This is a genomic window from Leptospira paudalimensis (assembly GCF_026151345.1).
Classification (GTDB): Bacteria; Spirochaetota; Leptospiria; order Leptospirales; family Leptospiraceae; genus Leptospira_A; species Leptospira_A paudalimensis.
The window spans coordinates 756666-768099 of sequence record NZ_JAMQPR010000001.1; the positions used below are offsets into that span (position 1 = coordinate 756666).

Annotated in this window: 10 protein-coding genes; 7 read left to right on the forward strand and 3 right to left on the reverse strand. The window is 40.2% G+C overall.

Annotation, left to right across the window (positions count from 1 at the left end; all coding sequences use genetic code 11):
* The first annotated feature begins 30 nt into the window (after positions 1 to 30).
* The 6 genes from ND855_RS03510 (at position 31) to ND855_RS03535 (ending at position 8839) form a co-directional block, all read left to right on the forward strand.
* Entirely contained in the window at positions 31 to 1791 is a 1761-nt protein-coding gene (locus tag ND855_RS03510) for a proline--tRNA ligase (protein ID WP_265357212.1), read from the forward strand.
* 195 nt (positions 1792 to 1986) lie between these two features.
* The gene (trpB, locus tag ND855_RS03515) at positions 1987 to 3177 is read left to right on the forward strand and encodes a tryptophan synthase subunit beta (protein ID WP_265357213.1); all 1191 of its coding nucleotides are present in this window, start codon (positions 1987 to 1989) and stop codon (positions 3175 to 3177) included.
* Positions 3174 to 3974 carry a tryptophan synthase subunit alpha gene (trpA, locus tag ND855_RS03520; RefSeq protein ID WP_265357214.1) on the forward strand — a complete coding sequence of 267 codons (801 nt, stop codon included), beginning with the start codon at positions 3174 to 3176 and terminating at the stop codon, positions 3972 to 3974. Before trpB ends, trpA begins: the two co-directional genes overlap by 4 nt.
* A gap of 90 nt (positions 3975 to 4064) precedes the next feature.
* A complete protein-coding gene (locus ND855_RS03525; RefSeq protein WP_265357215.1) occupies positions 4065 to 6392 on the forward strand; it encodes an adenylate/guanylate cyclase domain-containing protein in 2328 nt (775 codons plus the stop codon).
* 7 nt (positions 6393 to 6399) lie between these two features.
* Positions 6400 to 8289 (forward strand): 1-deoxy-D-xylulose-5-phosphate synthase, encoded by a 1890-nt coding sequence (gene dxs, locus ND855_RS03530; RefSeq protein ID WP_265357216.1) that lies wholly within the window; start codon positions 6400 to 6402, stop codon positions 8287 to 8289.
* 64 nt (positions 8290 to 8353) lie between these two features.
* Positions 8354 to 8839 carry a tetratricopeptide repeat protein gene (locus tag ND855_RS03535; RefSeq protein WP_100717701.1) on the forward strand — a complete coding sequence of 162 codons (486 nt, stop codon included), beginning with the start codon at positions 8354 to 8356 and terminating at the stop codon, positions 8837 to 8839.
* Here ND855_RS03535 and ND855_RS03540 read toward each other — a convergent pair.
* Positions 8836 to 9351 carry a hypothetical protein gene (locus ND855_RS03540; RefSeq protein WP_265357217.1) on the reverse strand — a complete coding sequence of 172 codons (516 nt, stop codon included), beginning with the start codon at positions 9349 to 9351 and terminating at the stop codon, positions 8836 to 8838. The genes ND855_RS03535 and ND855_RS03540 overlap by 4 nt on opposite strands.
* Entirely contained in the window at positions 9332 to 9736 is a 405-nt protein-coding gene (locus ND855_RS03545; protein WP_108959338.1) for a hypothetical protein, read from the reverse strand. The genes ND855_RS03540 and ND855_RS03545 overlap by 20 nt, the downstream gene beginning before the upstream one ends.
* 83 nt (positions 9737 to 9819) lie before the next feature.
* Between ND855_RS03545 and ND855_RS03550 the strand changes: the two genes are divergently transcribed.
* Positions 9820 to 10506 carry a hypothetical protein gene (locus ND855_RS03550; RefSeq protein ID WP_100717704.1) on the forward strand — a complete coding sequence of 229 codons (687 nt, stop codon included), beginning with the start codon at positions 9820 to 9822 and terminating at the stop codon, positions 10504 to 10506.
* Here the strand turns inward: ND855_RS03550 and ND855_RS03555 are convergent, their stop codons facing one another.
* The gene (locus ND855_RS03555; RefSeq protein WP_265357218.1) at positions 10507 to 11409 is read right to left on the reverse strand and encodes an NAD(P)/FAD-dependent oxidoreductase; all 903 of its coding nucleotides are present in this window, start codon (positions 11407 to 11409) and stop codon (positions 10507 to 10509) included.
* Positions 11410 to 11434: the final 25 nt, after the last annotated feature.

The window sequence follows — 11434 nt, forward strand, 5'->3', positions numbered from 1 at the left end:
TTAGATTGTTAATCAAAAAGAGAAAAAGAAATGAAAGCTAGTTCCTATTTAATTCCAACTGCCAAAGAAGACCCGCAAGATGCAGTGGTCGCTTCTCATAAATTGATGATGCGAGCAGGCCTCATTCGTAAGTCTGCAGCAGGCCTGTATTCCTATTTACCACTTGGTTTACGTGTACTTCGTAAAATCGAAGGCATCGTGAGAAAAGAAATGGACGGGGCAGGAGCTTTGGAATTCCAACTTCCCATCTTAACTCCGAGTGAAATTTGGAAAGAATCAGGTCGTTGGGACAAAATGGGAAAAGAGATGTTTCGTTTGAAAGACCGCCATGACAACGAAAGTTGCCTTGGGCCCACACACGAAGAATCGTTTTGTGTGCTTGTAAAACCAATGGTTCGTTCTTACAAAGACCTTCCGATCAATGTCTACCAAATCCATACAAAATTCCGGGATGAAATCCGCCCAAGGTTTGGTGTGATTCGTTCTCGTGAGTTTACCATGAAGGATGCGTACTCGTTTCATTTAGATGATGAATCGTTGGACAAAACTTACCAAAGGATGCGTAAAACCTATCGTAGGATTTTTGCAGGCATGGGACTTTCGACCATTCCTGTGCAGGCAGACTCAGGGAATATGGGTGGTTCCGCTTCGGAAGAATTTATGGTCGTGTCACCGATTGGTGAAGAGACACTCACAATTTGTCCTTCTTGCCACTATTCAGGAAACATTGAAAAAACTCCTGTGATTGCTAAAAAAAATACAACCAAACAAGCATTTGATGGTAAAGGGAAACTTTCTACTCCAGCAAAAAAATCCATCACAGAAGTTGCAGAGTTTTTAAACACAAAAGAAGAGAATCTTTTGAAAGCAGTGGCACTCGTTGCCGATGGACAGAATGTCCTCGTCTTCTTGGAAGGAGATCGTGAGCTAAACGAAAATAAATTAAAAAACCACTTGGGTTGTAATGAACTAAGACCAATGGGACCAGCCGAAATGGAAAAGCTAGGCCTTGTTCCAGGTTTTATCGGACCAGGGTTTCCAAAATCCGATTCACTTAAAATTTACATTGATGCCTTAATCGATTGGAATTTTGCCTATATTGCTGGTGCAAATGAAATTGATCACCACATAGCGGGTGTTCAGCTCTCTTCTTTTTTCAAAGAAGAGGAAGTGACAAAGATCGATGTTTCTCAAGCCAAAGTGGGTGACCCTTGTCCCTCTTGTGGAACTGGATTAACCGCAGAGAAGGGGATCGAAGTGGGTCACATCTTCAAATTAGGCCAAAAGTATTCCAAAGCGTTTGACATCACGGTTCTCAATGACAAAGGGAAAGCCACCACCACAACCATGGGTTGTTATGGAATTGGTGTGAACCGTTGTATGGCAACTGTCATCGAACAATGTAATGATGACAAAGGAATTTTTTGGCCAGTCTCCATCGCACCGTTTACAGTTTGTTTGGTGAGTATAGCCAAAAATCCGGATGATATCGCAAAAATTGAGTCCATCTACAAGGCACTTGTTGTCGCCGGGATTGAAGTGTTGTGGGATGACCGTGACCTTGGACCTGGATTCAAATTTAAAGATTCTGAACTCATCGGATTCCCTATTCGAATCACATTAGGAAAAGGGTTTTTGGAAAAAAATGAGATCACCATTCTTGATCGTAAGTCCATGGCGGAAGAGACCATTCCCTTCACAACAAACGAAGATCTCGTCAAGAACCTACAGAAAAAAATCGCAAACCTTGAAGAAGCCATCGAAAAGGATGTCTCTCTTGCGGGAACATGAACATTTCCCAAGAATTTTTTAAGGAATTAGGAATTTTATCGATCAAAAGCGGCTTTTGTGATAAACAGAGGCCATTGGGTGGCGGGTGGATAACCCCACCCAGTTCGATACGGGCGGGGATCTCTACCAAAAAATCCCCCTCCTCCCCCAAAAGAAGCAGTTTTCATATTCACCTAGGCATCTATCTTAGGATATATGGGCAAAAACCAACCTGGATATTTTGGAGAATTTGGCGGTCGATACGCACCAGAAATTCTAACAGAAGCTCTTGAAGAGCTTGAATCCACCTATCACAAGTTAAAGAAAAGTAAAAAATTCAAAAAAGAATTGGAGTTTTACTTAAGTAATTATGTCGGAAGACCTAGTCCTTTAACTTTTGCAGAACGTCTCACCAAACATTGGGGAGGTGCACGTATCTGGTTAAAAAGAGAAGATCTTAATCATACTGGTGCTCATAAAATTAATAATGCCATCGGACAAGCGTTAATTGCAAAATTCATGGGCAAAAAACGAATCATAGCAGAAACTGGTGCAGGCCAACATGGCCTTGCTACAGCTACAGTTGGTGCTATGTTTGGTATGGAAACTGTTGTGTATATGGGAGCAGTTGATGTCGAAAGACAAAACCTGAATGCCAAAAAAATTGAGATGTTAGGTGCTAAAATATTACCAGTGACTGCTGGGGAAGCCACTCTCAAAGAAGCAACAAGTGAAGCCATGCGTGATTGGGCTCTAAATGTTTCAACAACTCATTATATTGTTGGATCTGCCATCGGACCTCATCCATTCCCAACAATCGTACGTGATTTACAAGCTGTGATTGGGAAAGAAGCAAGGTCTCAGTTTAAAAAACAAAACCATAAACTCCCTCATGCAATCGTTGCCTGTGTGGGAGGTGGATCAAATGCGATTGGGATGTTCACAGCATTTTTAAAGGACAAACATGTTGCCATTTATGGTGCAGAAGCAGGTGGCCTTGGTCCAAAACCTGGTGAACATTCTGCCACTTTAACTTATGGTAAAACTGGGTTTTTGCATGGAACAAAAACTCTCATCATCCAAGATGAAGCTGGTCAAATTGTACCTGCACATTCTGTTTCCGCCGGTTTAGACTATCCTGGTGTTGGTCCAGAACATGCTTTTTTGTCTCAATCGAAACGAGTAGATTATCGAATGGTTACAGACGAACAAGCGCTAGATTGCTTTTTAGAGGTGACAAGGATTGAAGGAATCATTCCCGCTCTCGAAACAGCACATGCGTTCCATGTAGCAAGGGATGTTGCCAAAGATTTAGGGAAAAAGAAAGATCTGATCATTTGTTTATCTGGTCGTGGTGATAAAGATGTTACGGAAGTACTACGTTTGTTAGGTGAAAAGAGTAAATGAGTAAAATAAAAGATCTTTTTGAAAGTGGAAAAATTAAATCTGCGTTTATTCCTTACTTTACGCTTGGAGACCCAAATTATAATGATTCCATCGAATTTGGAAAAACGATTTTAGACAATGGTGCTGATATCTTAGAATTAGGGATTCCGTTTTCTGATCCAGTCGCAGATGGTCCTGTGATCCAAAGAGCAGTCGCAAGATCTTTGAAAAATAAATTTTCTTTTTCTGAAATCTTTCGAGTGACGAAAGAAATTCACTTACACAAAAAAGATGTACCACTTGTTTACCTAACTTACTTCAATCCAATCTTTCACTGCGGGATTGAAGATTTTCTAAACCAAGCAAAAGATTCTGGGGTAGTCGGCCTTGTGATCCCTGATTTACCGTTTGATACCAAAGAAAGTGAAGTTTTATTCCAAGAACTAAGAAAAAGAGATATGGATCTCATCCATTTGGTCACACCAGCTTCGACTAAAAAACGAATTGAAGCATTGAAAAAAACCTCTACAGGTTTTATTTACTATGTTACATCCTTCGGTGTGACTGGCGAACGCCGCGAGTTCTCTGTTGATTTGAAAGAAAGGATTCGGTTTCTGAAAGAAACCATCCAATTGCCAATTTGTGCAGGGTTTGGTATTTCCACGCCAGACCAAGCAGGGCAAATTTCTGGCTATGCGGATGGAATCATCATCGGATCTGCCATCCAAAGGATCATTGAAGAAAATGGACATGAATTTCCCAAAGCAAAACAAGCTTTGGCAGACTACATAGCCAAGATCCGGGTTGCCATTCCCTAAATTTTTTTCCCAAATCACTCAAAAACATTTGAGTCTCTTTAAAAAATCCGAGAAAATGGTCGGAAATTCCTAAACGAATAAAGAGGCTCTATGTCCGACAAAGAATCAAAATCGCTTTCGATTTTGGATTACCTCAGCATTGCTGTTGCCACCCTTGGGTCACTCGGTGTGATCGTATCTGTTGTCATGACAGGATGGGTATATGAATATTCCTTCCTGATTGGTGGGATGCTTTTACTCCTCACTTCTTCCTATTTTGTTTACAAAATCATTGAAAAGGTTTCCAAAGACAAACAAAAGTCAGGTGCCATTTGGTTATCCTATGTAATTGCGATCTTTATGTATACGATGGTAAATACATTCCAACCTCTCAAAGAGTTAGAAGAAAATTCTATTTCATTTCGTTTCCAGTTTTTACGTGGATCCAATACAAAAACAGAAAGTGAGGGAGATACTGGCCGTATCGAATACATTCAGTATAACCCTCCAGCAAAAGCAAGAAAGGATATCAACATCATTGGTATCACAACTGAATCACTTGAAAAGTTACAAGGTACTTGGCCACTTCCTTGGAGTTATTATGCTGATATCATAGAAACATTTAAAGACTCAAACAACATTCTCATGTTCGATATTTTCTTCGTGGATTACAAACCCGGCCAAACAGAAGAGATGGTCACTGCATTGCAAAAGAATCGCAATGTTTTATTTGACTACCCTATGGAAGTCAGTGCGGAATCCAAGGAAGCTGTCCTCAATCTTGAAAAACGGATTGATATCTTACGTAAGTTTCAATTAAAGAATGTCATCGATGAAAATGATGGTGGAATATCCTGGGTAAAATTTCCGCAACCTCCAATCGAACCAATCGGTGAATTATCGGCTGGTCTCGGTTTTGCGAATGTCAAAAAAGATGAGTCAGGATTGAACCGCAAAATGCCTCTTGTGGTGAAAGTTTATAATTCAGGACGAGATAGAGAAACAGAATACTTCCCATCCATTGACTTACTCATTGTTTGCCAATACTATGGTATCAATGTTCAAAATGATGTAGAAGTGAACATGGGACATTATGTAAAATTGAAAAATATCCCAAACAAAATCATTCGCGAATTCAATGTGAAAGCTCGTAAGTTTGAAGAACGTGATGTGATGCACATTCCAAACGAAAAAAGAGAAGTGGTGATTCCCATTGATTGGGAAGGGCAAATGGAAATCAATTATGTGGGAGGAAGGTATTCATTCAAACAAAATGAAATCTTTGAAGTCACAAATGATTGGAATCCAGAATTACTCGAAGCAAACCAGATTAACAATAAAATTTTTCTCGTAGCAATGTACTATGCGACTGGTCGTGGAGCTTCTAAGGACTCCCACTTATCTCCGTTTGGTGATATGTCGGGAATTGAACACCACGCTCATGCAGTGAACACAATCTTAAACCAGGATTTTTTGTCCACAATGCCAAACTGGGTAATCTTTTTGATTTATGTTGGCCTTGGTGTGATGATTGGATTTTTGCAACCACGTGTTAAAACACACATTGGTTTTGCCATTATGTTAACGCAGTTGTTATTGTATGTAATCGCTGCTCTTTATATTTTCCAAACTTTCAATCTCATCACAGTATTGCCATCTGTTACTATTGAACAGATAGTTGTCTTTGTTGCCATCATTGGATTTAGAATTTTAACGGAAGAAGAAAACGTAAAATACATTCGTCAAACCTTCTCCAAATTCGTATCCAAAGACGTTGTGGATGAACTCCTTAAACACCCTGACAATTTAGCTCTTGGTGGATCCAAACGAGAAATCACTATTTTTTTCTCAGACGTACGTGGGTTCACAACCATCTCTGAACAATTGGGACCAGAAGATTTGGTGAAGTTACTCAATGAGTATCTTTCTGCCATGACGGACATCATCATTGAATACAAGGGAACCATCGATAAATACATGGGGGATGCGATCATGGCATTCTGGGGTGCTCCCGTTCCATTGGAAGACCATGCTTATTATGCTTGTGTGGCAGCCCTTGCACAGCTCGACCATTTAAAGGTGCTGCAACAAAAATGGGCAGAACGAAATGTCCCTGTGATCGACATTGGTTGTGGTCTCAATTCTGGCCCTGCTGTTGTGGGAAACATGGGATCATCTCATAGGATGGAATACACTTGTATGGGTGATACAATCAACTTAGGATCCCGTTTGGAAGGTTCCAATAAAATGTACACCACAAATATCATCATCTCGGAATACACCTATGAAAAAGTGAAAGACCGAGTTGTGACAAGAGAACTTGATTTGGTGCGTGTAAAAGGAAAAACCCAACCTGTTCGGATTTACGAATTGCTTGGAATCACAAACCCAGAAGATATGGAGAAAATGAAGCGGCCTCTCCAAAAGGCGGCAACATGAAGTTTCAATGCCATCGTACCCATATCTCGACAAAATCAATTTCCCAGAAGACCTTAGAAACCTAAAGGAAACAGACCTCCCTGCCGTCTGCCATGACGTCAGGGAATACATCATCGACACCCTCTCGGACGTGGGAGGGCATTTTGCTAGTAACCTCGGGGTAGTGGAACTCACAGTCGCTCTCCACTACGTCTTCCAAACCCCCAAAGACAAAATCATCTGGGATGTTGGCCACCAAACTTACCCTCATAAAATCCTGACTGGACGAAAAAAAGAACTGCCTACTGTCCGCAAATGGTTAGGTCTCTCTGGATTTCCGAAACGTGAAGAATCCGAATACGATTTATACAACACTGGACATGCAGGTACATCCATTTCCCAAGCCTTAGGAGAAGCATGTGCACGTGATCTCATGGGTGAGAATTACAAAGTTGCCGCAGTCATCGGTGATGCATCAATTGCAACAGGTATGGCACTCGAAGCCATGAACCATGGTGGTCATATCAAACCGAATATGCTTGTCATCCTAAATGACAATTATATGTCCATTTCCAAAAATGTTGGTTCTATTTCCAATTATCTCAATCGTATCATATCGTCTCAGGTTTATAATAAGGGCAAAACTGCATTTTATGGTTTTTTAAAATGGATCCCTTTGATTGGTCCAGCCTTACAAGCATTAGCCCATAATATGGAAACATCGTTTAAACATTTTATGATGCGTCCAGGTGGACTTTTTGAAGACCTTGGGTTCACTTACTTTGGTCCCATCGATGGTCATGATGTGAACCGAGTGGTTCAAATGTTACAAAACCTATCCAAAATCCAAGGGCCAATCCTTCTCCATGTTCTCACACAAAAAGGAAAAGGATACAAACCTGCTGAAGCCGATCCGATCAAATACCATGGTGTGACACCATTTAACAAAGAGTCTGGTAAAATGGCATCTGCAGATGCCAATAAAATTGGACTCTCCAAAATCGTAGGAAAAACTCTCATTGATTTAACAAACAAGGACAAACGGATTGCAGTGATTACACCTGCAATGATCGAAGGTTCCGGGTTACGTGATTATCAGGAAACCTATCCCAACCATACTTTTGACGTAGGTATCGCCGAACAACACTCAGTCGCCTTCGCGGGAGCGATGACAAACGGTGGTGCGATTCCTTTTATGTGCATTTATTCTACGTTTTTAACGAGAGCGATGGACCAATTGGTGGAAGATGTATCACTTATGAACTTACCTGTCCGTTTTGTCATCGATCGTGCTGGTATCGTAGGACCTGACGGCGAAACCCACCAAGGTTTGTCTGACTTAGGTTACTTAGCTGGGCTTCCTAATATGGACATCATGGTTCCAAGTTCAGCACAGGACATCATAGATAGCCTTCATTTTATGAAAGATTATACGGAACATCCAATTGCGATTCGTTTCCCTAAAGACAATGGCGACTTACGTGAGTTAAAGTTTGAGTCACCAAACCAAGTCAACAAAGGGAAAGCAAGGCTTGTATCTGAAGGTAAAGATTTGCTTATATTATCTCTTGGATTTATGTTACCCATTGCCAAACAAGTAGCAGAGATCCTTAAATCAAAAGGGATCACAACTACAGTTGTCGATCTTTTTTGGTTACGCCCTTATGACTCGGACTTGGTCCACAAATGCATCGAATCGACCAAACAATTTGTAATTTTGGACGAAAGTTACCTCCACGCGGGCGCATCTGGTTATCTTTTGAACGAAATTCCAAATCATCTTATTGGTAAGTTCTTGAAAACATTTGCCCTTCCTTTGGAACCAATCCACCACGGGGAAAGAAACCAAATTTTAAAGCATTACCGATTGACTGCGTCTCAAATTGCTGATGATTTATTGCAAAGTTTGCAAAAATAAAAAATAAGTTTTCAAGGAGATTTTTAAGGTTTCCGAGAATGAAAGAAAACAGGTGAGGATCTCTTTGTCTTCAAGTTCTTTCCAACTTTCTTTAGATTTAGCAAAAGACCATTTTAAAATCGGTGATTTAGACCGTGCCGAATTCCACCTTCGTTCCAGTTTAGAATTGGAAGAATCAGAGGAAGCCTATTTTTACTTGGGACTTGTCCAAAACGCTCTTGGATCCTGGAGTGATGCATTGGCTTCTTATTACAAAGCCGTGAGTTTGGACCATGAATATGGAAATCCATGCAATGAAATCGGTGTTTTACTCCTACGTATGGGTAATGACAAAGAAGCCGTGTATTGGTTAAAAAAATCAGTACGATGTGAACGAAACGATGCACCTCACATTTCCTATTTTAACCTTGCAACTTTGTATAAACTTTGGAACCGTCCAGAAAGATCCTTACAGTACTTACACAAAGCTCTTTCCTTAAAAAAAGATTTTTTAGAAGCAAATGAACTTTGGCGTGAATTAAAAGCGGACGAAGAAGCTCCTTCCAATTAACTGTAGTCAGTGGGGAGGGGAACCGTTACCTCTCCCTCATACATTGGAATTTGCATTTTAACCCCTTTCCAATCCAAATAGGTCAAACCATCTTCCTCTATTAACAAATCAGACAATTCTTTGGCGGCATTCCAAGTGAAACGGTATTTGATCCTTTCTTCATTGGACCTGAGTCCCAAAATTCCACCGTCCTTAGTTTCATAAATTTCAAACTCACCAAAGAGATAACTCCGTCCATCATCGGTGATAAAGGAGATTTCCCCTTCTGTCACTTCCACGTGTAATACATGGCAAGGGAAACCATCAATTTTAATGTACCCATGTTCTGAAAGTTCACCAAAGGTATTTTCAATGTAGACACCTTTTTCATTTCCATGCAGGTTATTGCGAAAGTAGGTAAGGATTTCTTCTTTATCAATTGGGTTTCCGCGAAAAATCCATTCGTCGGCTGGTGAGATATAGATTTCAGAATCAAATTTTCTTGGCATATGATTATCGATACCGAAAGGCATATCCTTTCCAGTATGGTAAGTTAGATTGTTGGAGGTAGGAGTGTGTCGTCCTTCCTTTTTGGTCCATCGTTTGTACGGAAAGTGTATCAATTGAGGTTTGGTTCTTTTCTGTCATCCACACACCATCAATTTTTCTCGCATACATATCTTTTTTAAGCCTAGGTTCATATTCTTCCCAAGTTAAATCTTCTGTATTGCGAATGATGACCTCTCCCACGATTTTAAAGAGTTTTTTGGGCCTTTCTCTTAGGATTTCCACATCTTGCCAGGAAGATACCTTATAACGATGATCATTTGGACGAAAATCAGGTTCTGGGATAAAATCCACGGAAGAACATCCAAAAAACACGACTAGGAATAGGATTGGGTAAAAATTGAACCGCATTTTATACCTTAGACAAAAATATGCTATACATTGGTAGAATTGCCATAGGATAAGCAATACAAAGATTTAGGCACCAAGCTTTCATGGAAGAAACAGACATCGGGAAACGCAAACGGGAAAACGTACTCAAAATTGGTTACTCTACCTTAGATGAAATTGAGGAAAAAGTAAAGGCCTTTCGAGTTATGAACCAAAATGCCGTGAAAAAGCGGTATCTCATCACCCGAGACCCCATTTTAGACCCACAGGGAAAGGTGTTACTCGCTAAGGCACAGGAAATTGATGTTTCCGCAGCCAAACTGCTCAGAAGGCACTTCAAAGGTGCTGATATGTTCAAAGTGTTCCAACCAGATGAGGGACTTGTGATCATTTCTGATATGTCTACCATGGAAGGAGTTTCCTTTTCTATGGACATTGTTACCCAAATCATGAACTTGGGTGGCGGTGCTTATGAAGGTTTTATTGACCGAGTGGATAGTTTTGAAGACTTCATTGGCCTTCTCAAAAAAAACCTATTCCCTCGTATGATCATCGTTGGGTATTTGCCAAAAGAAAAAATCCAAACCGAAATCATCAACTTTGTGAAAGTAAAACGTTTGGACAATTACCTTCGAGCCTTGGAACTTACCCATTCCGTTTTCAAACCAACCGCTTATTTTCCCAAAATCAAACAAGTGAACATCTCACAAGAAGACCCAAAATCATGGGGAAGATTTGTGGTAGAGATCGTCCGCGAATACACAAGACCATATTTTGTCGAAGAAGTCTAATTAAGACAAAATCATAGCACGATTTAACATGGCACCTGCAATGTTTCCTGAATGGACAGCATGTGCCACTGATCGGAATATAGACGCCATATCACCAACTGCATAAACTCCCGGAACATTCGTTTCATAAAAATTGGAAACTTCCAAGTGGCCACTTGGTAACATTTTGCAACCTAAGGATTCTGGTAATGAAGAATGTTGTACCATTTGGACACGTGCATAAAGAGCATCGATAGGAATTTCCTTACCTGATACAAACTGAATCGATGTTAATTGGCCTTCCTTATGGATCAGTGTTTTGACCTTTTCTGTAATGAAACTGATTCCTTCTTTTTCTAGTTTGATTTCTTCTTCCTTCGAAAATTGAATCGGACCATTAGTATAAACTGTTAATTCTTTAGTCCAATGTTTTAGAAATTTAGAATGTTCGAATACTCCGTTTTCATTCATCCATAACCCTGTTGTTTTACCTACAAATTCATATCCATGACAATAAGGACAATGAAGAATTGATTTGCCCCAAGATTCTGCAAAACCAGGTATCTCGGGTAATACATCTTTGAGTCCAGTGGCAAAAATTATTTTTTCTGTATGGATCTCTGGAATCCCGTCACCTTTTATTAAAAATCCTTTTTCCGATTTTCCAATAGATTGCACTTCACCAAATATAGAATGGAAATTGGGATACTTCGATAAGTCGAGAATGGTTTTTTCGCGTATTAACTTTGGATTTCTTCCATCATGAGTGATGAAGTTATGCGAAGCAGGTGTATTTTGGTTACAAGGTTTCCCAGAGTCAATGACCACTATATTTCTTAAGGAGCGGACAAGGGATAGAGCAGCTGAGAGTCCAGAAAAACTCCCCCCGATAATGGCTATGCCAAAGGTTTGAATGGATTCCATAAACGCAATCATGTTGCATTTATGG

What these genes read in the sequence shown, in the direction of transcription:
- ND855_RS03550 (WP_100717704.1), top strand. Translation starts at nt 9,820, where the DNA reads ATGGAAGAAACAGACATCGGGAAACGCAAACGGGAAAACGTACTCAAA.
- dxs (WP_265357216.1), top strand. Translation starts at nt 6,400, where the DNA reads ATGCCATCGTACCCATATCTCGACAAAATCAATTTCCCAGAAGACCTT.
- ND855_RS03555 (WP_265357218.1), bottom strand. Translation starts at nt 11,409, where the DNA reads ATGGAATCCATTCAAACCTTTGGCATAGCCATTATCGGGGGGAGTTTT.
- trpA (WP_265357214.1), top strand. Translation starts at nt 3,174, where the DNA reads ATGAGTAAAATAAAAGATCTTTTTGAAAGTGGAAAAATTAAATCTGCG.
- ND855_RS03545 (WP_108959338.1), bottom strand. Translation starts at nt 9,736, where the DNA reads ATGCGGTTCAATTTTTACCCAATCCTATTCCTAGTCGTGTTTTTTGGA.
- ND855_RS03510 (WP_265357212.1), top strand. Translation starts at nt 31, where the DNA reads ATGAAAGCTAGTTCCTATTTAATTCCAACTGCCAAAGAAGACCCGCAA.
- ND855_RS03525 (WP_265357215.1), top strand. Translation starts at nt 4,065, where the DNA reads ATGTCCGACAAAGAATCAAAATCGCTTTCGATTTTGGATTACCTCAGC.
- ND855_RS03540 (WP_265357217.1), bottom strand. Translation starts at nt 9,351, where the DNA reads ATGCCTTTCGGTATCGATAATCATATGCCAAGAAAATTTGATTCTGAA.
- trpB (WP_265357213.1), top strand. Translation starts at nt 1,987, where the DNA reads ATGGGCAAAAACCAACCTGGATATTTTGGAGAATTTGGCGGTCGATAC.